Here is a 22979-nt window from a genome sequence, read left to right as displayed (position 1 = left end):
CGGCGGCGTCAGGACGGAGGACATCGCAGGCGGCGGCTGCCTCTTCGATCACGGTCCTAACGAGTTGCCCGGCTGCGTACGGGGCCGCAGGGATGTTGGTGTCGTCACGACGCCGCCATGTCGCTCGGACATGTGCGCAGAAGTGGAGCGTCGGGTCCGCGCTGCGTGGTCGGTCGGAGAAAGTGGAGACCCAGGTGGCGCCCGGTTGGGAGGCGCCTTCGGGGGTGGGGCGACGCTTCATGCGGCTTCGCGCTCCTCTGACGTGTCTGCCTCGGGGTGTTCCTGCAGCAGGAGCTGCTGGACCTTGGCGAGGTCGGCGTCGAGGAGAGAGGAGAGTTCGAGCTTCAGGTTTGCCCGGTCGGGCGAGTACGGGCGGTCTTCGCTCTGGACCCATACCTGTGAGCAGGTACGCAGAGCCTCGCGCAGGGTCGGGCCTTCAGGGCCGCGGACGTCCACGGCCCGGCGAAGGGTGTCGAGGATGATCGGTCGCAGAGGCGGCCGCTCAAGGGCCGCATCAAGCCACAGGAAGATGGCCCGGTCGAGTTCGCGATCCCCCGCCGCTCCGGTCGCCTGACGTAGGAGAGTGCGCCACCCGGTGACAAGGCCCGCGACTGGAGGGCGGAAGTCCTCCTCTTCGTCGGCGTCCGGCGTGGTGTCGCTGTGTAGCACCAGCGGCACTCGGTCGGCTTCTGGCGCAGACGACGCGGCGAGAGCCGTGAACGTACGGTGGCCAACGGTGTCCCGGATCTTCTCGTCGCCGCACCAATCGACGACGTACCCGAAGAGCGTCTTCCGGACGGAGGTGTCCGCCCACAGCACCTGGATCGCTTCGCGCAGGCTGTCCACGACCTCCGGCAGCCCGCTGTTGGCCACGCGCTTCAGGCGGCGTAGCGCCTTCCCGGTGTGACGCCGCCCGAACTGTCCGGTGCAGACCTCGACGACGGCCTGTTGGAGGGAGGGATCCTTGCGCTTGGCCCAGGACAGCAATAGGGAGTGCACGTACGGAGCGCTGGCTGCGTGAATCGCTGCGTTGTCGAGCAACGTCACGGCCAAGGGCCACAGTTCTTTGTCAGTGCCGTGTGCGTACCACGCCGTGACGATCGCTTCTAGCGGTTCTTGTCTGCGATGGCGTACGGCCCAACGCAGCGCGAACTCACCGATGCGGCCTGCCAAGGCACGGCGGGCGTCCTTGGTGATGGTCTCCAGGGCTTCCTTGTTCGTTCCTGTGTCGTCGATGGGGACTTGGGCGAGCCACTTGAGGAAGGAGGTACGGGCCAGCGGACGGTCGTTCCAGAAATACTCGATCGCGGCATCATCCCAGTGCGGCCGGTCGAAACGGAGGGTCCCGTCCTCCTCGCGGCGCGCCTTGATGGCCTTGGTCATGGCGATCACGCCTGGTGCCTGTTGCCCGTGCACAGGGACAGGGGTGTCGCGTTTGTCGAGTGTGTCGGTCAACTCCGCGGCCTTGGCGTACACATGGCCCACCGGGTCACCGCGCAGGACCGCTGCGGTCAGGAGGAAGTTCCGTTCGAAGCTGGTCCGCACGCGGTCTTCTGGTTCGTGCCACTCGTAGAGCGCGTCTTCCCAGTTGCTGAGGACGGCCACGACATTGGCGATCTGCTCGTCGAGGGAGCGGCGCCGCTCGGCATAAACCTGCTGTGCCGAATCCCGGGCTACGTCAGAGAGGTCATCGGCCGCGAGTCGCTCGGCCTTCCGGTGCTCGTCGAGCATGAGGGGAGTGACATTCAAGATGTCCGTGGGCGTCATACCGCCGATGAGGCGGCGTATGCCGGCACTGCCGAGCCAGGCACTGACGGGGAACGACGGCTCCTGCGCCAGCAGCCAGCGCGTGGCGATGTCGTGAGGGTGGATCTCGCCCAGATCCGGCGCGGCACTCGGCGCTGCGCCGTGGCTGATTCGTCGCCACTGTTCCGGCCGGGTCAGGACGATGAGTCGGTTGTCTCGTCGGGCCAGCCGCTCACCGAGCTTTCCCAGGCCGGAACCGAATGTGTCGGCTACCTGGAATCCGTCTTCGTCTGGTGGGAGTTCGAGCAGGAAGCCGCACCGGCGGTCATGAGGCAGACGTCGGGCGGGGAAGTGCTGGGAGCCGCCGAAGGAGAGCGGGCGTACTTCTGAGATCAAGCCTTCTTCCACGAGCTGGTCGAGAAGGGCGTATCCAGTCGTAGTTCTGCTGCTATTAGGGGGGCGGTTAATGACCAGCACAGAACCTGAAGGTCGCAGGGTCGCGAGGGCCTGGGCGAAGGGACTACGGAGCCGGTCTGCGTCTTCAGAGCGGGGCTTGGCATAAACCCTGCGGATTACTGCCAAGTACTCGGCGTCGATGGGTGCGTCGGCGTCCAGGGTCTGCTCGAACACGTATTTCGTGCCGATCATCTCGCCCAGGTTGATCAACGCGCGCTGGAGCGTGGCCGCCTGCCCGACAGCCTCGATCGCCTCAGGGGACGGTGATGCCGTCCTGCCCCGCTCGGCTTCTCGCTGGGCCGATGGCTCCGGGCCACTCGGTGGGGCGACAGGGACAGGTGGATACGACGAGGGTCCGGAGCCGGACTGCGCGCCCGGCGCCGTCACCACGTCGGGGCGAAAGTCCGTTGATGGATCGGCGTTGGCCACTGAGCCCGTCGTGGGTAAGCCGGTGGAACTGCCGTGATGTTCCGCGTGGTTGGTTCCTTCTTCATCTGTGTAGCGGTCAAGCAGTGGTGGACGCACGCGCGAATCTTCGGTAGCGCTGTGCGGCACTCCGGCAGTCGGAGCGGGCTGCTGCTGGGCAAAGTCCGGTTCGTCATCGAAAGCCATCGGTCGCGTCGCCTCTCAGCCGATGGTTCCGTCGATCTCGGTGCCTACTTGTTCCGCCGACGCCTCGATGACCTTCGCGGACTGGTCCACACGCACGCGGCCCTTTTGGGAAATGCCTTGCGCGCGTACGCCGACCTGGTGGCCGGCGAGGTGGTCCGCGCGTTGTGTGACGGAGACTCCTGGGCGAGCTGGCCGCTCCTCCTCGTCGCCGAAGGGCAGCTGCCGCCCGTAGATCTCCTCCAAGTCCAGGCGCAGCGCACCCAAGAGATCCCTGAGCTCTGGATCGCCTCCCTGCAGCAGCGCAGGACGCGTCAGATACACCTGGAGTGCTCCGCGGGCTTCGGTGATGCGCTCGATTCGCGCGGAGGACAGTTCAGCTGGGTGGACGGTAAACGGTCCGCCTCGTCCTTCCACTTCTTCCGGTTCCTCCAGGGGAACTCGGCCCGCGCGCCGATCGAGGACGGCCCCGGCCCGATCGAACAGAAATTTGACCGCCTCGGTGAGCGCGGTGCCGACGAGCATCGGAAACGTCAGTGGATCCATGGCTGCATGCCCTCCCCGTTGATTGCGCATCCCGCGGCGTACGTGCGGGCGCAAAACCTGACTGACAGTACGTTCACTGTCACTCAGAGAGAAGAGATGTTCCGGTCGCCGGAGGTGATGTCCGAAATGCCCCTGGCGTTCATGTGTGCGATGTCCTTGACGTGTACGTCGTCCCGTGGTGCCCATTCGATGCGCATATAGCAGGCGCAATTCCGGCTGGAATCATGCGGAATCGCCCCAGTGCGATCTTGCTGGCGTGGCCGAAATGCGGCAAGGGGCGCACGACTCATCCGCGCCCAGAACGGAGCACTCTTGCGCGACATCGGCGTCGACACCGGGCCGGTGCTGCGTCTAGGTCAAGCTGGAGCTGGCACTCGCCTTACACCGCGACAGACGACTCCCTGGGCTGCCCCGGGAAGGCTGCTGTGCCTACTGCGTCGACCTCGCCCGCTTCATGGTCGGCCCTCCGCTCAGCATCCGCTCCCGCGCCCGGTGGTTTGACGAGCGGCAGACGGTGCGCCACCGGGGGCGCAGCATGGCCATCGACCGACACGGTCCGCTCGCATCAAAGACAGCCGCCGGCGCGCCGTAGCTACCATGGCGATGCGCATGGCGGTCGTCGTATCCGGACGCGGTGGCGGTGGCAGCATCCAGTTCCGCGGAGGCTTCCCGAGCGGGCTTCTGTTTGTGCAGTTCGACCAAGCCCGCGTCAAGTGGCCCGGCTGGTCCTGGCCCCTCGGATCTTCACGACATTGGACCTCTGATCTCCATCAAATCAGTCCGCCGCGCCGTGACTGAGCCGGAGCATGACGGTATGTCGATTTGGTACCGGCCTGTTGGCCTTGTGCGCGCCCACTGGAAGCTCGCCTTCTTGCCGGTCGGGTTCGTGCTGAACCTCTGGGGCAACCAGCTTTATGAGACGGGGCGCCAGGCCGTTGGGGTCGTGATCTTTGTCTTCAGTATCGCCCTCATTGTTGTGGCGGGACGTCACTGGCGAAAGATCTCTCCTGGTTTGCAGGCGCCGAAGCCTGTACGCCGCATACGTAGTCGGCTGCGTCATTGGCTGACAATGACTTTCCATACGCCCGTATGGTTCAGTCGCCGAGAGAAGGTGAAGGTAGTGATCTGGGGGATTATCGCGTTCAAGATCTCCTTCTATCCGCTCAATGTGACTGACAGGATCATTGCTGCTCCAGAGCAATTCATCGCTCGCTACGGGGACGCCCAGAAGATGCTGGCCTTCTGCCTCCTCTTTCCTTACTTGGCGCACTGGCTCGAGCCGAAGGACAGGCTGCTTGAGCGGCTGGAGGGGCGTGTCCTTCGAGCCATGGTCAGCCGGACGGTCGGAAACTTTAACGGAGCATGTGGTGTGGCTATTTTGCTATACGCCGTGCTGCCGACGATTTCTCGTGACTACACCAAGGTGCTGCCAGCTCTAGCGGTCACTGTCGCAATTGCCACCGTGGTGGCCACGCATAAAATGTGGACCCGCTACCGCAAGTTGTGCACGCAGGCGTACAAGAACATCCAGGCCCTGATCCGGGCGCTGGAGCAATCGTCCGGAGCCGGAGCGCATTCGGAAGTTATGGCTGCCTGGGAGGTGGTGGAGTTGGATTTGCGAACCCGCGTGGATACTGGCTACGTCTTCGGTATGCGATTCGCCCCGAAAGTGATTATCTCCGCAATCGGCGAAGCCGTTGAGAAGGTGAACAGCGGGCTGCCCGGTCATGAGGAGGCGCGGGCTCAGGCGGTGGCTGACTTGAAGATCATTCGAGGTGTGTGCGCTGAGCGGATTGATGCGGTGGCGTGAAGCGGTTTGTGGATCGAGCTGGCGGGCACCGTCTGCGGATGCATCTTCTCGTTGGGGAACGTTACGGGTTACGACAGCAGCGCCTTCTGTCGGTCCCCAGATGCGAGGACGGTCTGTGCTACCTGGTTCGCTGACGGCCTGGCGCTACTGACCCCAGCCGTTCAGGGAGACTTCCGGACCTCCGTCGAGGTAGCGGTGGAGGGCACTCGCGGTGGTGTCCACGAACTCCTCGGGGATGGCGTCGGCGCCAACCCAGCGGACCTGGGCGTGCTTGCGCGGCTCGCGGTTCTCGGGCTCGCCGGTCCATTCATGGGCAACGAAGACGACGGTAAGGAAGCCGTTCGGGGCTTCAACCCCCCATGCTCCGTGGATGATGTGGGCGACCTTGAGAGACTCGGCCTTCACCGTCAGGCCAGTCTCCTCGTAGAGCTCGCGCACCGCGGTTTCGGTGATCGGCTCGCCGGGCTCGCTCTTGCCGACGGGCAGGTCCCACATCCCCTGGGCGAACTTCGCGTTCTCGCTGCGCTGGAGGAGCACGACGCGGTTGGTGGCTGTGTCGTGGACGATGACGGCGGCGACCAGCAGGGTCATGGATTCGAGCGCGGGCTTGAGAGCTTTGGGCTGGTCGTCGGTGGTCGGTTGAGCCACTGTGCGTCCCTTCATCGGCCAGTTGCTGGGCATGTTAGGCGAGTGCTTCGCGTGCACGGCGGGCGAGTTCGGTAGCCCCTGGTACCTTGCGGCGCTGATAGATCGCGAGAGTGGACCGCAGCGACGTGATCGCCTTGCGGGTGCGGTCGGAGGTCATGCCCTCCATGAGCGTCAGAGCCTGTGACCAAGCGGCGACGGCCTCGTCGGCTCGGGCCTGAGCGGCGAGACTGTCGCCCAGGTCGGCGTAGGTCAGGGCGTGGACGCGCTTGTACTTCACAGGGTCCCAGCGGACCAAGGCATCGCGGTGCTGCTGTTCGGTTCCGACGTGATCGGCGAGGTCGGTCAGGGTGCGGGCGGTGTGGCTGGCCACGGTGCCGGCGGCCGGGCCGCTGACGCGGGAGTAGCTGGGCTGGGGACCGTCGTCGCGCAGAAGGGCGTCTTCGGCAGCGATCAGGGCGCGTGCGGCAGCGGGCTTCTCGTCGGTGGCCGCATAGGCGCGGGCGTGCGTGATGTGGAGCAGGGCTTCGGTCTGTCCGTCGATGTGACCGGCTCCCTGACCGAGAGCTGCTTCGGCGAGGTCGATGCAGTGGTGGGGTTGTTTGAGGCTGAGGGCCTGGTGGGCGAGGGCGCGCATCATCCAGGCGGCGTGGCCGTGCGGGTCGGCTTCGCAGGCTAGCTGGTAGCCGACGCGGTAGTAGCGCTGGGCGGCGCCTTCCTGCCCGAGGTCGTGGTGCTTCCAGCCTGCCAAGTAAGCGAGTTCGGCGACGGCGCCGAAGGCTGCCCGGCGTAAGGGTTCGGTGGTGAAGCGTCCGCGGAGCATGGGGGCGGCGGTGTCGGCGAGGTAGGCGGTGACGGTGGTCAGGCCGTGGCCGCCGCCGAGGCGTTCGTCGGCTGCGCTAAATGCGGCGGTGATTTGACGTACGACGTCCACGTCCTCCGCGCCGACCAGCGTGGTGCCGGTGCGGGCACGGAGCATGCGGGCGGTGGCCTCGTGGTCGTAGGCGAGCGGCATGGCGACGCCCGTGGTGGTGAAGGTGGCAACCGCGAGGAAGTGTTGGCGCTCGACGTCTGCGCGGCCCAGATCGGCCACCGCCAGGACTGGGTCGCCCTCGTCCTGTTCGTTGCCGTCCGCTGTGCCCAAGCCGATCTCGGTCAGAGTGACGATGCGGCCGGTGCGGCGGGTCAGGGCTTCGGCGAGGTACCGGCCGGTCCGGCCGCTGGGCTGGCGAGTGCCGTTCACCCAATGGGAGATGGCCGACTTGTTGGTCTGGATGATCTCGCCGTTCTCGGCGGCGATGCGCCGTACGTCCTTCGCCAGGGCCTCGTACGTGCAGCCGATGGCGTCGATGATCTCGCGCAGGCGGGAGTTGGGGGCTCTCTGCACTGCCACGATCGCCTCCGTGTCTGGGGCTGTAAACCGCGTATACCGCTTCAACTGCCCATCACCGTACCCACTGTGCGTGATGGCGGGTTCACTAATCATCAGCCGCCCGGAACGGTTCCAGGTCCGACCGTGAATCCAGGCTCCCCACTTGGCCGGGCGGCTCCCAAGTTCCGTACATCCGCTTCGGGTTCGGGCATTCCTGTGCCCGGACCCGGCCGAACAGAGACGGAGACCCCGGTGATCACCACCGATATCGCAACCCGCACGGCCATCACGGTCGAACTCCCCGAGGCTTTCGACGAGCGCTGGAGCCGCCTGCCCGGCATCCAGGGCGAGGGTCGGCGCATCACCATCGACCCGGCGGAGTATTTCTTCCGCTTCGAGTCCAACAGCTGGCTCGTCGCCGACTGGGCGCTGGTCAAGTCCCAGCTCCTGGAGGTGGACGAGACGACCGAGAGTGCAGTCGAGCAGCTCGCTCTCGACTTCATCAAGCAGCACAGCGAGTCCACCTCGGATGCGGCCCGGGTGCTGTCCATCGCGTACGAGGTGTACGCGTACCTGTTCCGCGAGGAGCACCTCGCCGGCCTCGGCCTGCCGCAGATCACTGCCGAGCACCTGCGGATGCTGCGTGAGGCGGCCACGCTGATGGCACTGAACAAGGTCGAGCTGGACGGACACATCTCCAACGTCGGCGCGTGCTGGTTCTTCCCCGCCGCGACCTCCGTCGTCTTCGACCTGGACGAGGAGATGGGCGGCCTGCTGGACGAGGTCTACCACGGCGGCTGGTTCAACGAGCACCGCCGCATCGAGTCCATCAAGGCCCACGCCGCGCTCGGCGGACGGCTCGTGCACGGGTGCCAGTCCGTGCCGGATCAGTCCGGTGGAGTCGTCGCGCCCTACGGTGCGTCGATGGCCAACTTCCGTGATGACCTGGCCCAGTTCAAGGCCGGATGGATCGAGCAGGTCTACGCCCACCGGGTAGCCCCCGCCGTATAGCCCGTACGCCTGGCTCCGGGGCGGGCCGGCACTCTCGCCCGCCCCGGACGCCTTCAACCACAGGAGTCCCTGATGGACGCGAACCTCAATGCCGAACTGTTGGACAACGTACTGACCGCCACCGGCCAGTCCGCCGTAGCGCGCGACGAGGTGCGCGTCTGGTCCATGTCCGGCGTCGAACGCCTGACACTCTCCGACGGCTCCACCGCCATCTTCAAGTACGCCAAGAAGCCCTTCGACAGCGAGGACCAAGCCCTCCGCCTTGCTCACACCCTCGGCGTACCCGTCCCGAAGGTCCACGTTTCCGCCGCACTGGACGGCTGGCTGGGGATGCTGCTGGAAGACCTCGGCACCCCCATCCGCGAAGCCGACGACCTCGACGGCGCCGCCGCAGCCGTGGTCCTGCACCGCACGCGTAGCGCGCCGGCCCTGCCCCTCCTCGACCAGGAAGCCCTGCGGGCCCTGCCCAGCAGGGCACTGGACCACCTCGACCAACTGTGGAAGGCCGAGCGGTGGCCGGACGCAGACGACGTCGAAGGTGCGCTCGACCGGCTGGCCCAGGCAGCCGAGGCACGCTCGGCCGGAGCGATGACGGAGCCATTCGGCTGGGTGCACTCCGAGTTCCACCCCACCAGCCTCCACATCGGCCAACGCGGCTGGCGGCTCCTGGACTTCGCCCGCGCCTTCACTGGCCCTGGCCTGCTCGACCTCGCCAGCTGGCACGGCACCCTCGAGGAGACCGACCCCGCACGTCTGCGTGTCTTCCTGGAGACCTACGTCGCCGAAGGCGGCACTCCCGACGCCCTTGCCGAGCGCGGTGGTCTCCCCGCTGAGAAGTGGGCGCTGGGCTGGCACCGCATGTGGGCGGTGGAGTGGTTCATGGAGCAGGCCATCCGCTGGATCAACGATCCGACTACCGACCCCGCGTACATCAAGGTCGTACGCCGCCATCTCACCGATGCCCTCCGGCTCCTGGAGGTCTAGATGTCGCTCGCTCAGGTGTCGCCTTGGCACGCACACGCACTCCAGCGCACCGCTCGCCCCGCCGAAGCGCTTCCCGTGCCAGCCCGTATGGAATGGACCACCAGGCCCGGCAGTGGCCCCGGCGGCGAGATACTCGGCCCAGACCTGGCAGGGAGGCGGCTGCTCGAACTCGGCTGCGGCCCCGGCCACAACGCCGCCCACCTCGCCACCCGGCACGGAGCACACGTCACCGGCCTCGACCTCGTCGGTCTTCAAGTCCGTCGAGCCCGCTCCCACTACGGACGGCTCGGCAACCTCACCTTCGTCGCCGGCCACGCTCTGCACTACCTACAAGCCAGCGACGAGCAGTTCGACGCCATCTACTCGGTCTTCGGCGCCATCGGCCTGGTAGCACCCGAACTCCTGCTCCCGGCGATAGCCCAGCACGTGAAGCCCGGCCGCATCTTGGCCTTCACGGTGCCTCACCCCGAGCGTGGAGGCCGCCGTCCCCCAGCGGATGATCGGCCACGTCGTGATCACGTGATGCTCCCGGACCGCACCCGGCTCCCTGTCGCTCGATGGGACTTCGACGCCAGCCGTTGGGAGACACACCTCTCCCGTGCGGGCTTCTGGCTCACCTCAACTCAGGAGTTCCACGACGCCCGCCACGGCCGCTGGCCTACCACCTTGCTGATCACCGCCCGCAAGGTCTGACCCCCGCTCCAGCTCTCCTGGAGGAACCGATGCGCCAGCCCTACCTGCTCCTCGACATAGACGGTGTCCTCATACCGTTCCCGGACTACGACGGGACCACTCCGGCCACTCATGTAAGGCACGACGTCGTACCCGCTGGCCGCAGCGCTGACGACCCCGTTGCCGTCTGGCTCAACCCCGACCACGGGCGCCTGCTCGTGGATGTGTTCCGAAACGGAACGGTCAGCCCTGTCTGGTGCACCAGTTGGCGCCGGGACGCCACCACCCTGATCGGCCCGCTCCTCGGGCTCCCGCCGCTGCCGTACGTCGATCTCCCGCGCCCGCAGATCACCACCAGCCATCCGAACGGCTACCTGTGGAAGCGGGATTACGTCGACACGTGGCTGGGCGATGCACCCGCGATCTGGATCGACGACGACTTCGCCAGCCTCGACCACGCATGGGCCGTCGAGCGCACCGCCCGTGGCATGGCGACCCTCCTCATCCAACCCGACCCGCACGTCGGGCTGCAGGTCGAGCACCTGGCCCAGGCCACCGTGTGGGTAGATCGATTGTCCCGAGTCGGGACAGGCGCACCCGGCGCCGCACCTGGAGTCGAAGCCGCATAGCGACGAGTCCAGGTGCGGCCCACGGCGGATGTGTCAGCGCCGCCGTGCCTGCGGCGGCTGTGGCTGAGTTGCCGGGGCAGTAGGTGGTGATGACACCGGCGTGCCGGGACGGCGTGCGGCACTCTGTGCCTGTGCCGCGCGTGCGCGGTCGCTGGGTGCCGCCCTCGTGCTGAGGCGTTCGACGCGCCAGGTCAGGACCCGCGCGGGCCGACGGGCATCATCGAGCGCACGCTGGTCGGCGACCTGCTGCAGGAGCTGCTTCGGGTCGTGACCAGCCTTCTCGGCGTCCGCCAGCACAGCAGCGAGTGCGTCGAAGGCCGGGTCCTCCAGTACCTGTTCCGCGTGATCGGGCACTGCCTGCCGGATGAGGAGGATGTGCCGCTCCACCACCTGCCGGGGTGGCCGGCGCTGGGCGAGCACGGACAGCGGCGCGACAGCTGTCTGTTCATAGACGGCGTGTAGGTGGACCAGGGTCTGGTGGGCCGCAGCCACCTGCTGGTCATGATGACGGATCTGGTGCCAGCGGGCGGCGGCGATGACGACGAGGATCGCGGCGTCGAGGAACATCGCCAGCAGGGCGCCGTCCTTGGGAGCGGGCTCGCGGACCATGGCTCGCAAGGCGCCGCGTAGGGCGCGAGCGTGCTGGTGCTCGGCCTGGATGCGGGATCGGGTGGCGCGCTCGAAGACCTCCGCAGCCTGTCGGAGTTGGAACCCAACGGTCTGAGGCGCGAGCAGAGGCAGGACGTCGAGGGCCTCGCCGAACGCGGCCAGGTGGGCCTGAGCGGCTGCGTCGTCACCGTGCTCGAGGCGATGGGGGATGCGTTCCGCGGCGGCCGTGGCCTGGCGCCACGGATTCGGCTTGCGTGAGCCTTGCGGCTCGGTGGCGTCAAGGCGCTTTCGGATTTTGGGCAAGGACAGGTCCGGGGAGAGTTCGGAGCCTGAGTACCAGACCGGTTCCTGCTTGCCGTTGACGTCGCCTTCGAGTGCGACGGTGTAGCCGCGTACGTCCCCGGATGGAAAGTGCTTGACGTCGACCAAGACGCCGTCAGCGTGCTCCAGCAGACGGACGAACTCCTCGGTGCTGGTGGCGGCGGCCACCGCGGTACGCACCGTGGTGCGCAGCCGTTCGCGGGCAGTGCGGGCCTGGCCTGCGCGCTTGGCCTTCTCCTGCTCGGCGCGGGTGGGCCGCTTCGCGGCGGTGCGATCCCCGCGCACGATCTGGAACAGGCCGTACTCCTTCTCGATGGCCGCGAGTTCGCGGTCGGCGGTGAGGTAGTCGTTCCAGTGGCGTGCGGCGCGCAGGTCGGCTCGGACCTTGGTGGCGGCGATGTGGATGTGGTCGGACGCGTGCCGTACGGCGACCCAGCGGCAGCCGTCGGGATCACCGTCGGGGGCGATGCCGGTGGCTGCGACAACGCGGCGGGCGATGTCGCCCCACTCCTCGTCGCTGAGGTGACGGTCGGTCTCGGCGGCACGGATCGAGCAGTGCCACACGTGCTTCTCGGGCGCACGGCCGAGCCGTTCGGCCTGCTTGACGTGCAGGTCGAGGTCAGCGACGAGGGCACTCTTGGTGGCGTCGAAGTCATCGGCGCGGCCGGGGTTGGGGGCGAAGCCATCCCAGGAGGCGACCAGGTGCGGGTCGCTGTGGCCCTTCTTCTTCGTGTCGTACAGGTAGCGGATCAAGTCGGCGGTGTTCTGGCCGCCGGTGATCTTCGCGATCATCGGGCCGCCTTGTGGCTGACGGACTGGTTCGCGGCTGCCGCGATGTGGCGCACAGCCTCACCGACCGCATCCAGGGTCCGGTCGGTCTGGGCCAGCAGGGCGCTGTCCCCAGGGTGTGGATGGCCGCCGGAGTTGAGCTTCTTGGCGATCTGGTTAACGTTGTGGCCGATGAAGGCGACCTGCTGGCGTAGGGCGTTGAGTTCGTCGATGTAGTCGTCCAGCTGGGTGCGCTGGCCGGGCACCGTGAGGTCGCCGTGGACGTGGGCCAGGGTGACGACGGCGACGTAGTGGGCGCCGCTGACGTTCAGCGACCTGGCCTTGGCGAGGATGGCGGCCTTCTCTTCGACGCTGTAGCGGGCATCGACCCGCTTCTTGCGCTGGCCGTTGGGGTCGGGCTTGCGACGGTGGGCAACGCGCTGCAGGGCAGCTGCTTCGGCGGCACGCGGCAGCGGCTCGGCAGCAGCGGCGGGATCGGCGTCGGCGGGCTGTTCCTCCTCGGGCACCCCCTGGTGCCCGAGTGCCTCCGCCACCCCTGGGGCGGAGGCTTCCCCGTGGGGCCGGCCTGTGGACGGTCCAGCGGGATACCTTGCTGCGCGGTTGTCTGAGGCGATCGGCGTCTCCTGCTTGTTGGTGTGTTCATGGTGTCGGTCGTGCACGTGTGGTTCTCCTGGGCGTGTTCGGTAGGGGAGCTGAGGCGCCGTGCGAGGGCAGCGACCGGAGCAGTTCAGCTGTGGTGGGCTGAGGTCTGGACAGGTCAACCGAGAGAGGCGCTGTCCGAGCGAGGGCTTCTGTTGAAACGAGAGGGACGGAGACCGGTCCCCAAAGCGCTGCGGTGCACGGTCCCCAGACCCTTGGGGACCGGGACACGGTGCTCATCGGGGACGGTCCCCCTGACACGTCGTCACGGGGACCGTCCCCGTTCCACTGCGCGGTCCCGGTCCCCCGAGGGGACCGAAGGGTCCGCTGTGGGGACGGTCCCCGTTCGGGGACGCTCTGGGGACCGGCATAAAAGGCCCTATGAGCTGCGGTTTCAGAGGGGACCGTCCCCGAAAGTCGTCCTCACTTCTCCGGGACACGGTCCCCAAAGTGTTCGTCGAAGACCGTGTACACGGTTCGGGGACCGACGGTCGTAGCCCCAGGTGGCTACCGCGGGGGCCGAGGCTTGGCTTCGTCACACAGTCCGCACTCGGTTGATCCGGGCAGCGGCGAGGTCGACGCGTGACGGGTGAGGAGTCGCACGTATGGCGTGGCCCCGGGCGGTTCCGTCGGGGCTCGCCCTTCGTTGACGGCAAGGGGAGCCCACGGGTGCGTGGCACCAGTCGCACCGGGCACCGAGCGCGTCGGGGACGCCCTCGGCTACGGCGGCCTCGCGCGCGGCGCGGCTCGGACGGTAGCGGGCCAGATCGGCGCGGACGGCTGGCGGGATGCACGACCCGATCTCGCGCAGCCGCTCCTCGACGTCGCGTGGCCGGCTACCGCTGGTGATCTGCCGATGCGTCGAAGGGGAGGGTATGCCGGCGGCGACCGCGTTCCGGGCACGGAGCAGCTCGGCTCGCCAGGCGGCCGGATGGTCCGGGTCGGCGGCGGGATTGGGGTCGGTGTGCCGGTCGAGGCGATCGCGTCGATGGGCACGCCATCTGCGGGCGACGTCAACGGGCAGGATCGGGTACGGCGAGTCGAGGACGTGGGACCGTATCGCCTCGCGGACGTCCCAGCCGTGGGCGGTAGCGAAGGGTACGTCGTCGAGCAGCGCCTGCCACTGGGCGATCTGGTCACGGGCCTCGCCCGTGCCGGTGCGGATGGTGCGGGGATCGAGGCGCCCGATGTAGGCGAGGACGGCGGCGACTTCACGTCGGTCCAAAGGCGGGTTACTCCGTTCCGGTCGGTTCGTCGAGGGCGGCGAGCAGGGCGGCCATGTGCGCCTCGGAGCGCGTCATGGCGGGCGTTGGTGGGGAGGGCTTGCCGCCTGGCAGGGCGTTGAGGCTGGGGCGGCCGGGGGCAGGGGTGTGTTCCCGGGCAATCCACGCGCGCCAGTCAGCAGCCCACGCGGCGGCGGTGCGGGGCGCCCAGGCAGCCCGGTAAGTGCGCCACTTCTCGTCGGCGGCCTGCAGCGCGTCCTCGCCGAGGCGGTCGAGGTGGCCGTGGTGCTGCAGCCAGGCACGGGCGTCGTCGTCGATCTGCCACTCGATGGCGGAGATGAGCGGGGCAGAGCTGCTGCTGCTCTTACCGTTCACCTTCGGTTCTCTACAGTTCTGGGGGTCGGAATCTGCACCCCCCTCGGGTCGGAATCCGTACCCCCCGGGGGTCGGATTCCGTTCCCCGGGGTCACATTCCGATCCCCCCTCAAAGTGCTCGGCAGGGTCGGATTCCGACCCCCCGAGGGTCGGAAACTGACCCCCTTTGGGGGCCGGATTCTGGTCCCCCTCCCGGAGCTGATCGGCGAGGAACCGGGCGGCGACCGGGAGGAGGTAGTACGTCTCTCCTCGGGGCCCCTTGCGGCCGGGGAGCTGCACCAGCTCGCCGCTGGCGATCAGCTTGGCCAGTGCGTCGCGCACGGCGGTGCGGGAGGCGTTGGCGCGTTTCATGAGGGTGGGCACGGACGCGTACGCGACGCAGTGCCGGTCGCGACACCGGTCGGCGATGAGGGCGAGGACCATGCGGGCGGTGCCTTTGCTGTGGCTGTGGTCCCACACCCATTCGCGGGCGTCGTAGCTCATCGGGCGGCGGCTCCTAGGTTGAGGGCGTGGCGGTGCGGCGGCCCTCGTCGGGCGGTGCACGGGGAAGGGGGGTGGCGCACAGCCCCGGTCCGAAGGCGCGGGGGAGGGCTGGTGGCGTCGTATAGCCAAGACAGCCAGATCAATGCCGCGCAAGTCCAGCATTCCGCAGGGAAATCGGACAGCTGACGGCGAACGTGTGCTGCGAGGCATCACCAAAACCATAAACCCGGATCGCCGGTTGCCGAAATAATGGTCCGTCAGCTAAAGCCAGAAGGATCACATTGGGAGACCGTTGACTCCCACTGCGAGCGCAAGCTACAACACAACACCCCACGTCAGAGCCCACCATCGGGCTGGCGAAGATAGCGCCCGCCGGACACCCGGAACCCCAGCCGAGAGGTAACTCCTGGCCGTCCGCCGGGCGGAACATAGCCGACGATCGCCGGTTAACCAAACCGGCGAATGCAAGCTACAAATGGAGCCATGGCAGCACGATCCCTGGAAATCGGACCGGCCGGAATACGGACCGCCCGCACCATCGAAATCCTCCGCACTGAACGCGGCCTTGCCCAGCGCGAGCTCGCCGCCCGCGTCACCGCCCTCGGCCGTCCGATGACCAACACGATGCTGTCTCGGATCGAACGCGCCCAACGCCGCTGCGACATCGACGATCTCGCCGCGATAGCCGAGGCCCTTGTCGTCTCCCCGCTCGTGCTGCTGCAGGGATCGGGCACCGCCTGAGAAGAGCGGCCCAGCGCCACCGATCAAGCACCCTCCCCGAGTAAGGACCGACCTCTCTTGCCCCACTCCGCGACGCCCCCTGCCCTCGCGCGCCTTCCGCATCGCACTAACGGCGAATTCGCTCTGCCCCGTCTCTACCGCCCCGAGGAGATCGCTGAGACCCTCGGCTGCTCGGCCTGGTGGGTCAAGGACCGCGCACGTCGGCGGCTGATACCGCACACCCGAGTCGGCCGCGCGTACCGCTTCACCGCCGATCACCTCGCCGAGATCATCCGCATCCACGAGGAGCCGGGGCTACAGCGTGCACAACGCATGCTCCCGTCGGCCGGTCCCTCCGCGCCCGTGACCCGCCAAGCCCAGCCCTCGACCTCCTCCACCCCACGCCTCCGGGCCCGACCGCCCCGCAGGTCCCAGTACGGCACTGCCGCCTGACAGCACTCGGCACAGCACAGAAGGGAGGGCACACGGAGCGTGGGTTACGCCGAGAAGCGCAGCAGTTACTGGCGCGGCAGATACAAGGTCAGCGAGGGCAAGTACGGCACGGTCGTCGACCCGACCGGCGCGGTCATCAAGTTCGCCACCAAGCGGGAGGCGAAGCAGGCTGCCGACGAGGAAGAGGCCAAAGTCCGACGCGGCACCTGGCGCGATCCGGCGGCCGGACAGGAGACCTTCGGCGAGTACGCCAGCCGCTGGTACGACGCCCAGGACCTGGCCGCGTCCACCATGCAGAACTACCGGCGCCACATCGAGGAGCATCTGCTCCCGGAGTTCGAGGACAAGGCACTCGTCGGCATCCTCCGTACCGACGTGGACTCCTGGGAAAAGCGGGAGAAGGCGGTCTACGCGGCATCCAGCGTCAAGACGTGGCGCTCGACGCTCCACCTCATCCTGGAAGACGCCGTGGACGAGGGACTCATCGCCTCCAACCCCGCGGCCAAGCGGCGAGGCCGTGGCAAGCGCGCCGGCCGCTCCCGCGACCGGGGACCGGAGAAGGTCATCACCGACCCGCTCGGCCTGCTCCTGATCGCCGAGCGTGCAGCCCTGCTGTCCGGCCGCGACGACGAGTTCGTCGCGGTGATCCTCAAGGGATACACGGGCATGCGGTGGGGCGAAATCGTCGGCTTGGAGACCGAGTTCGCCCGCCGCGACGCCATGCGCGTGGAGCACCAGCTGTACGAGCTGGACTCGGGTGAGCTGGTCCGCTGCCCGCCCAAGGACGACAGCTACCGCACTATCGACGCGACGGACTGGCTGTCGGCCCTGGTCGCCGATCACATAGCCCGTACAAAGCCGACCCCCTGCCCCTGCCACGGCAAGCGGTACGTCTTCCGAGGTCAGGGCACCGCCCGCACCGGCGGCCACCAAGGCGCCAAGCTGGTGGACGTCGCCCGGCGCGCGGACGTGTCCACCGGCACGGTATCCAACGTCCTCAACCACCCAGAGCGCGTAAGAGAGGAGACACGCACCCGAGTGGAACTTGCCATCGCCGAGCTGAACTTCGTACGTGGCGGTCTGCCGACCGAGAACGCCGCACACTGGCGCCGCAACGGCTTCGCCACCTGGCTCTTCACCCCGGCCACGTCCGGCTGGTACCCGAAGAAGGCACCGCAGGAGGCCCGCCCCGTCCCCTTGCTCGGTGACCCCTGGCCGGGCATCCCGGTCCGCGGCCGCAACGCCAAGGACCGCGCCGACTCCTGCTGGCTCCCCATCGCCACGGGCCTGACACCCCATGGCCTGCGCCACTCCCACCGTACCCACATGGAGGACCTCGGCACGGAGAAGGTCCTCATGGACGAACGCATGGGCCACATCGACGGCTCGGTCTCGGCGCGCTACTCGCACGTGACCCCTGGCATGCGCAGGCGCCTCATGGCCGGCCTGACCGAGCAGTGGGAGACGTCGCTCGATGCTCGCCGGAGTCTGCATCCTCGGTCATCCGTCATAGTCCTGGACCGGCTCCTGCGGGCACCTGACTTTGTGACCGTCGCATGATGAAGGCTAGGGGGCTTGATCCGCCGCAGAGCTGATCGAGCCCTTAGCTGCCGTCCTGACAGCGACCAGGCACCCGTCCGGCTCCCTCAAGCACCGAGACTCTTCCGCCGCACCCGCAGGGAGTAGGTCATGCCCTCGGGGCCGCCGCTTCTGCTCCAGCCGACGCTGGTGGCGACATCCCACCCTCGCTGCTGCCTAATCTGTTTCGCGAAGGCGTCCAAGTCGCGGATCTCGCACCCGCACGTCATCGTGAGATCGATGCTGATGTACGGGCTGCGAGGGTTGGTGTTGTAAGCCGTGTCCTCAGTCCACTGCACATCATGGACATGCTCATTAAGTCCGGTGCGGTCCTGGTCGTGTTTGAGCCCATGGGCTTTGGCGTACTCGTCGAGGTCGTCGATCTCGAACAGATCGCTCGACCACTGGCCAGGCCATACGGCGAACAACCGGGACTTGCCTGCAACGGCACGTTCGTACGCGGCCCGAGAGTCTCCGTGGGTGACTCTGCCGTCCTCGTGGATCTCGATATAGCAAGTTGTCCCTGCCGTGTACGGAAAGTCCCTCCCCACGGCTGCAGCACTTCTCGGCTCCATCGGCCCCCCTAGTAGTGATCGTCTTCCTGTGACTCGACACTAGCCTCTGGCCTCGTTCAGGTGCCGAGCTTCACCGAACGAGGCGAAGGACTGGCCGCTGTTCCTGAACGCCGATGAGGTCACGGACGCGCTGTGGTGTCCAGGCCAGTTCGTGTGCCAGTGCCGGAACGGACAGGTCGGCTTCCTTGGAGGCCAGGTCGAAGGCTTGATGCAACAGGGAGGGCCGTTCACCGGGGTAGTTCGATACGGACTCGGGACCGAAGCCGGGCTGTCCTTCCAAGGCGCGAAGGCGCTGGTAAGTGCGGCTCGTCGTGGCATCGGAGATGAGCCCGAGCTCGCGGCACCGGTAGATGAGAGAGTGGATCGACACTCCCCAGACGCGGCGCAGCTCGGCGAGCCGGGCGAGATCCATGCGCTTGGGCAGCAACGGAAGGATGCTGTCCTGCGGGGTCAGGAACTCGGCGGCGAAGGCGACGGCTTCCTTCTCCTGGCGGCTGTCGCCGGTGGCGTCGCCGTGGAGGACCAGATGGCCGAGTTCATGAGCGGCCGTGAACCGGTGGCGGTACACGTCGTCGGCCCTGCTGGCGGTGAGGATCACGAGTGGTCGCGCCGCCCGGGTGGAGAATGCGTCTACAGTCGCGGCCGAAGGATCCGAGGCCGACGGCATCACCACAACGATTCCGTGAGACTCCATACGCCGCACCAGGTAGGTGACGGGCCCGTCTCCCAGGCCCCAGCGACGCCGCAACTCGCGCGCAGCCTCGGCTGGATCCGTCGACAGTTCTGCTCCGGGGTGGACCTCGCCACCGGCAAAGCCAGGCAGGTCCACCAGCGGGAGCTGGACTCTCAGCTCCAGTGCGTAGGTGAGCTCCCACACCTGCTCGGCGAACGCCAGGGCCCGTTCGCGTTTCGACTTGGGGGTGCTGCGCAGACTGCGGAAGTGGGCCATGGAGGCGTCGAGCCGGTTTGCCGGACGCCCGGCCAGGAAGAAGGTGGCGGGTACGTCGAGGGTTTCAGCAAGGCGGGGAATCAGGTCCGGACGAGGATGGGAGACCCCTGTCTCGTACTGCCCCACAGCGGCCGGAGTCACCCCGAGGGCAGCTGCAACGTCCTTCTTCGTCATTTCGGCCAGCCGCCGGGCTTGTGTCAACCGGGTCGGGTCGAAGCCATCCGAGATGGCGCGGGGTGTAGTGCCCCGCTCTTCCAGGCCCGGGATGAGGTCTTGCTCAATGGGTCGCATCGTCTTCGCTGATCTGGTTGTCGACTGGCTCTGCTTCGGTCAGTGGCGGAACGTCTCGCTGCCGGTCGACGTTCGATCGCGACGACAGCGTAAGGGTGGGTTCCGCCCCATGGTCGAAGCTGGTCAGCTCCAGATCAGCCGAGGCCGGCTGCTGGGGAATCACGGTGAGACGCTCGTGGGAGGTGACGGCCTCGGGGAGGGTGAGCGGCTCGGGGTCTGTCTCCCACTGCAGGCGAAGATCTTCACCCAGCGCGGCGACTCCCCAGTACGCCTCCAGCAGTCCTGAGGCGTTGCAAACGAATGGAACCAGGACGAGACGCGTGTCGGGCGGCAAGGATGCGAGGCCCCCGCGCACCTCGACGGCAGGGCTGCTGTCGCCGAAGCCGTCGAACTCGAACATGCCCTGCACCTCGGCCGGTTCCGGCGCGAAGGTGAACAGCTCCTTCACCAACTGGGATTCGTTCGGGATGCGCGCGATGCGGACATCCAACTTCTTCTTCGAGTAGGAGAACGGGTAGATCAGGCCGCGCCCGACACGCATCAACTCGAACGGGAACTGGAAGGGCTTCACGGGAGTGGCGCCCGGCAGATGCCGCAGCTCCTCCTGCACCCGCTCGTACTGGCCCTGCCAACGGGCGGAGCCATAGGTGTGGTTGGTCCTGGAGTCGGCCTGCTCCTGTGCCGCTTGGGCGTTGGCCTGCATGTTCCGCAGCGCCTGGCCGAGCCCTACTCGCACTGCTGCAGCCTGCTTGCCGAACACCTCAGTCGCCCAAGGGGGAAGAGGAACACTCATGCGGACGACTCCTCCGGTCGCACTTCACATCGGGCCATTCAGCGCCACAGGTCACTTTAGTTGATGTCGATATCATTTCACAACTGCTTTGTTGGAGCCCGCCGATCACGCACGGCACTGCGATGGCCTGGGTGAGGGCACGAAGCAAGTGCGCTGGCAATTGGCGGGATTCCTCTCCGTCAGGAGATTTGGGCTGCCAGGCTCGGACGCGTGACATACGTGGTGACTGTGGACGTCCAACTTCCTGAAGGTGCGACGGAGATGGACCCGCTTCAGCGTGTGGGCGCTGTCGCGCTGATCGAGGACGGCTTTGCCTCGGTCGAAGGCATCGAGGGTCCCGACGGCATAGAAGTCGACCTCCTCGACAGCATCGTGGCTGTGTACCCAGGCGGGGCCCTCCTGAAAGTGTTCGTGGATGCCCCCGCTCTGGAGTTCGCCGAGGACGCAGTGCGGTCGGTCGTGGGGGAACTACTGGATCGATCCGAGCTGTTGTCTGACTGGCGCCTCGAGCGATGCGAGGTCGAACTGCATCCTGAGCTGGCTCAGGAGAGCCTGGCCGCTGCCGACGGCCCCGATGCCCCGCCCGATGATCCAGTTGCCCGTAAGGCCCGGCACGCGGAGTCTGCCGCGGCAGAGAGCGACGGAGACGACTATGACGCTGAGGCAGAAGCCAAGGCCGTACGCGGTCAGATGCTGACGCTGGCAGATGAGCTGCGCGCCTTCCCGCCCGTGATGTTCGGTGTCCTCGACGGCGAAGATGACGAGGAAGACATCGGCAGTGAGTTTGCTGTCTCGCCGGAGGAGGCCAGGCTCGCTGCCGGTGCCCTGGTCTACGCGACGGACATCTTGGTGGATGAGCTGTTCCAAGACGTGCAGACTCTGACGCAGGAGGACACCAGCGCAGCGGAATGCGAGGGTCCTCTGTGGCATTTCGAGGACCTTCCCGAGCGGTACGCCCTCCAGTACGACGCACGCTTCGCCCGCCGTTTCCTGGTCACGGTGATCGCCATGACCACCCGCTTCACGGACGGCAGCTTCCAGCAGCTGAGCTGCGTCGCCGAGGAACTCGCCCTGAGGCTCCTACTGAACGAGACGAACGTAACCCTGGAGACCTTCGGGCTGCTCGACGACGGCGTCTCGGCCGCGCTCGATGCCTTCACGAACAACGTCTACGAAGACATGGACCACGAGTGGCTCTACGACGACTCCATGGACGGGATTGACGAGAGTGCCGCCGGAGCGGCTCTTGGAGTTGCGCCGATGGGATTCAAAGCGTGGTTCTCCCCGTTCAACGAGGGCAGGTACGTCCATCCGTCCGCAGCGGACGAACCAGAGGTGGGGGCGCAATGAGTTGCCCCACTGGACTGGTCAGGTTTCGGAGACCTGGAGCGGTGGCGCACAAACCCGAGTGCCACCGCTCGTTAGTGGTGTGTGCAGGCCAGGAGGGGTTAGCCGTTCAGCCTGGCGTACCGGGTCAGAGCCGTAGCGAGGGATGTGCCTTCTCAAGTGCCCGTCTCTCGATTACGAGTTGGTCGAACGCCGCATCGCTGATTACGGGGGCATCCTGGACGTGGTAGCGGAACCTGTGGTCGTCGATCTCCGTGCTGAGGCTCGCGTGTCGGGCGGTTGCCTCCGTAGGAGACAGAGTTTCTGCCCGCTGTAGAGCCTCTGGGCTAAGCGCACTGGCGGCACAGAGGGAAAGCAGCTCCAGAAAGTCGGTCTCGGAGATGACCTCGATCTCGTGTCCGGCGTCGAGGAGTTCCTGCGCCTTCCGGTGTTTTCCGCTGAGCGTCATACCGGGGGCGAAGCGTGTGGGGTCGGCGGTGCCGACGACCAAGACATCGGTCTTGCGGCTCACTCCAGCTGTGGCTTGTGCTCCGACGTCCGCCAGTCGCTGCTGGGCATCCGTGCGGGAGAGGGAGTTGAGCGTGCCCGTGATGCAGACGTGGCGCCCGTACAGGGGGCCTTCTGGATCCGCGTCCGGGTTCGCCGTCGGGATGGGCGGCCGCTTTTCTTGGACGCGTCGGCGGCAGTTCGACCACGAACCAGAAGCCGGGTAGAGCTGGCCGTAGCGGATCTGGAGTTTCCTAAGGAGGTCGTCGAGTTCGTCTGCCCCGTGCTCAGCCATGGCGGCGAGCATGATGCGAGCAGCGGTGTCGGCGTCCGCCTGAGCATCGTGGTGGGGACCCGTCATGGCTACACCAGCGGCTTCGGCGACGAACGGAAGGCGGTATGCCAGCAGCCTCCACGTTTGACGGGCGACAACCAGGGAGCAGGCGTACTGAAGTTCCGGCCACTTCACGGCCGTCTTCGTACAGGCTTCGCGCAGCGCTCCGATGTCAAAAGCAGCGTTGTGCGCAACCAAGGGACGGCCGTCTGCGAAGTCGAGGATCTGGTTCAGAACCGCTGGCCAGGAGGGCGCGCCATCGACCATCTGCGCAGTGATTCTGTGGATCGAGGTGTTGTACGCCGCGAAGCCACCGTCTCCGGGAGGGCTCACCAGGGTGGAGAACCTGCCTGTGATCTTTCCGCCCACGACAGCAGTCATACCGACCGAACAGATACTGCCGGCCCAGTAGTTGGCTGTCTCGAAGTCGATTGAAACCCAGTCGTTGCTCATGATCCCCTCCCCGGACTCCATGGGATCTTCACATGCTCGGTGGAGTTCGGGGGCCATGAGTCCAGAAGTGGTCTGCCTCCG

At 67.0% G+C, this 22979-nt stretch carries 21 protein-coding genes; 9 read left to right on the top strand and 12 right to left on the bottom strand.

Features of this window, described 5'->3' with window-relative positions:
* Positions 1-237 precede the first annotated feature (237 nt).
* Both KVT44_RS27315 and KVT44_RS27310 read right to left on the bottom strand, forming a co-directional pair.
* On the bottom strand, positions 238-2814 hold the full coding sequence (locus KVT44_RS27315; RefSeq protein WP_254649922.1) for a hypothetical protein: 2577 nt from the start codon (positions 2812-2814) through the stop codon (positions 238-240).
* Positions 2815-2829: 15 nt separating this feature from the next.
* The gene (locus tag KVT44_RS27310; protein WP_217569323.1) at positions 2830-3357 is read right to left on the bottom strand and encodes a hypothetical protein; all 528 of its coding nucleotides are present in this window, start codon (positions 3355-3357) and stop codon (positions 2830-2832) included.
* Between the two features lie 814 nt (positions 3358-4171).
* Between KVT44_RS27310 and KVT44_RS27305 the strand changes: the two genes are divergently transcribed.
* Complete coding sequence (locus KVT44_RS27305; protein WP_217569321.1) at positions 4172-5167, top strand: hypothetical protein; 996 nt, start codon at positions 4172-4174, stop codon at positions 5165-5167.
* A 144-nt stretch (positions 5168-5311) separates the two neighbouring features.
* Here KVT44_RS27305 and KVT44_RS27300 read toward each other — a convergent pair whose 3' ends face one another.
* Together KVT44_RS27300 and KVT44_RS27295 are read right to left on the bottom strand one after the other, a co-directional pair.
* A complete protein-coding gene (locus tag KVT44_RS27300) occupies positions 5312-5848 on the bottom strand; it encodes an NUDIX domain-containing protein (protein WP_217569319.1) in 537 nt (178 codons plus the stop codon).
* Between the two features lies 1 nt (position 5849).
* On the bottom strand, positions 5850-7205 hold the full coding sequence (locus tag KVT44_RS27295; RefSeq protein WP_217569317.1) for a helix-turn-helix transcriptional regulator: 1356 nt from the start codon (positions 7203-7205) through the stop codon (positions 5850-5852).
* Positions 7206-7436: 231 nt separating this feature from the next.
* On the opposite strand from KVT44_RS27295, the gene KVT44_RS27290 reads away from it, so the two are divergent.
* The 4 genes from KVT44_RS27290 (at position 7437) to KVT44_RS27275 (ending at position 10480) form a co-directional block, all read left to right on the top strand.
* Positions 7437-8195 (top strand): hypothetical protein, encoded by a 759-nt coding sequence (locus KVT44_RS27290; RefSeq protein ID WP_217569315.1) that lies wholly within the window; start codon positions 7437-7439, stop codon positions 8193-8195.
* Positions 8196-8267: 72 nt separating this feature from the next.
* Positions 8268-9179 (top strand): aminoglycoside phosphotransferase family protein, encoded by a 912-nt coding sequence (locus KVT44_RS27285; protein ID WP_217569313.1) that lies wholly within the window; start codon positions 8268-8270, stop codon positions 9177-9179.
* Positions 9180-9872: a bifunctional 2-polyprenyl-6-hydroxyphenol methylase/3-demethylubiquinol 3-O-methyltransferase UbiG gene (locus KVT44_RS27280; RefSeq protein WP_217569311.1), complete on the top strand. Its 693-nt coding sequence runs from the start codon at positions 9180-9182 to the stop codon at positions 9870-9872.
* 29 nt (positions 9873-9901) lie between these two features.
* Entirely contained in the window at positions 9902-10480 is a 579-nt protein-coding gene (locus tag KVT44_RS27275; RefSeq protein WP_217569309.1) for an HAD domain-containing protein, read from the top strand.
* A 33-nt stretch (positions 10481-10513) separates the two neighbouring features.
* Here the strand turns inward: KVT44_RS27275 and KVT44_RS27270 are convergent, their stop codons facing one another.
* The 4 genes from KVT44_RS27270 to KVT44_RS27255 all read right to left on the bottom strand — a co-directional run bounded on the left by KVT44_RS27270 (position 10514) and on the right by KVT44_RS27255 (position 14919).
* A complete protein-coding gene (locus tag KVT44_RS27270) occupies positions 10514-12202 on the bottom strand; it encodes a relaxase/mobilization nuclease domain-containing protein (RefSeq protein ID WP_217569307.1) in 1689 nt (562 codons plus the stop codon).
* Complete coding sequence (gene mobC, locus KVT44_RS27265) at positions 12199-12732, bottom strand: plasmid mobilization relaxosome protein MobC (RefSeq protein ID WP_308314124.1); 534 nt, start codon at positions 12730-12732, stop codon at positions 12199-12201. The genes KVT44_RS27270 and mobC overlap by 4 nt, the downstream gene beginning before the upstream one ends.
* A 641-nt stretch (positions 12733-13373) precedes the next feature.
* Positions 13374-14063, bottom strand: coding sequence for a hypothetical protein (locus KVT44_RS27260; RefSeq protein ID WP_217569303.1), 690 nt, complete (start codon positions 14061-14063; stop codon positions 13374-13376).
* 7 nt (positions 14064-14070) lie between these two features.
* Positions 14071-14919, bottom strand: a complete 849-nt coding sequence (locus KVT44_RS27255; RefSeq protein ID WP_217569301.1) for a helix-turn-helix domain-containing protein — start codon at positions 14917-14919, stop codon at positions 14071-14073.
* A gap of 483 nt (positions 14920-15402) precedes the next feature.
* Between KVT44_RS27255 and KVT44_RS27250 the strand changes: the two genes are divergently transcribed.
* The 3 genes from KVT44_RS27250 to KVT44_RS27240 all read left to right on the top strand — a co-directional run bounded on the left by KVT44_RS27250 (position 15403) and on the right by KVT44_RS27240 (position 17652).
* Complete coding sequence (locus tag KVT44_RS27250) at positions 15403-15660, top strand: helix-turn-helix domain-containing protein (RefSeq protein ID WP_217569299.1); 258 nt, start codon at positions 15403-15405, stop codon at positions 15658-15660.
* Positions 15661-15783: 123 nt separating this feature from the next.
* Positions 15784-16092, top strand: a complete 309-nt coding sequence (locus KVT44_RS27245; RefSeq protein WP_217569359.1) for a helix-turn-helix domain-containing protein — start codon at positions 15784-15786, stop codon at positions 16090-16092.
* A gap of 39 nt (positions 16093-16131) precedes the next feature.
* Positions 16132-17652 (top strand): LacI family DNA-binding transcriptional regulator, encoded by a 1521-nt coding sequence (locus tag KVT44_RS27240; protein WP_217569297.1) that lies wholly within the window; start codon positions 16132-16134, stop codon positions 17650-17652.
* An 86-nt stretch (positions 17653-17738) separates the two neighbouring features.
* On the opposite strand, the gene KVT44_RS27235 is transcribed toward KVT44_RS27240, so the two are convergent.
* From KVT44_RS27235 to KVT44_RS27225, 3 genes are all read right to left on the bottom strand, one after another.
* Complete coding sequence (locus KVT44_RS27235) at positions 17739-18245, bottom strand: hypothetical protein (RefSeq protein ID WP_217569294.1); 507 nt, start codon at positions 18243-18245, stop codon at positions 17739-17741.
* A 70-nt stretch (positions 18246-18315) separates the two neighbouring features.
* A complete protein-coding gene (locus KVT44_RS27230) occupies positions 18316-19485 on the bottom strand; it encodes an ImmA/IrrE family metallo-endopeptidase (RefSeq protein WP_217569292.1) in 1170 nt (389 codons plus the stop codon).
* Positions 19472-20278: a hypothetical protein gene (locus KVT44_RS27225; RefSeq protein ID WP_217569290.1), complete on the bottom strand. Its 807-nt coding sequence runs from the start codon at positions 20276-20278 to the stop codon at positions 19472-19474. Before KVT44_RS27225 ends, KVT44_RS27230 begins: the two co-directional genes overlap by 14 nt.
* Before the next feature lie 210 nt (positions 20279-20488).
* Here KVT44_RS27225 and KVT44_RS27220 point away from each other — a divergent pair, with 210 nt between their 5' ends.
* Positions 20489-21628 (top strand): hypothetical protein, encoded by a 1140-nt coding sequence (locus tag KVT44_RS27220; RefSeq protein ID WP_217569288.1) that lies wholly within the window; start codon positions 20489-20491, stop codon positions 21626-21628.
* Between the two features lie 124 nt (positions 21629-21752).
* Here KVT44_RS27220 and KVT44_RS27215 read toward each other — a convergent pair whose 3' ends face one another.
* Entirely contained in the window at positions 21753-22898 is a 1146-nt protein-coding gene (locus KVT44_RS27215; RefSeq protein WP_217569286.1) for an exonuclease domain-containing protein, read from the bottom strand.
* Positions 22899-22979 lie beyond the last annotated feature (81 nt).

The organism is Streptomyces sp. GbtcB7 (genome assembly GCF_019091445.1).
In the GTDB taxonomy this organism is placed as follows: domain Bacteria; phylum Actinomycetota; class Actinomycetes; order Streptomycetales; family Streptomycetaceae; genus Streptomyces; species Streptomyces mirabilis.
The sequence above is the reverse complement of the archived record's forward strand: the minus strand, read 5'-3'. Positions and strand labels throughout refer to the sequence as shown.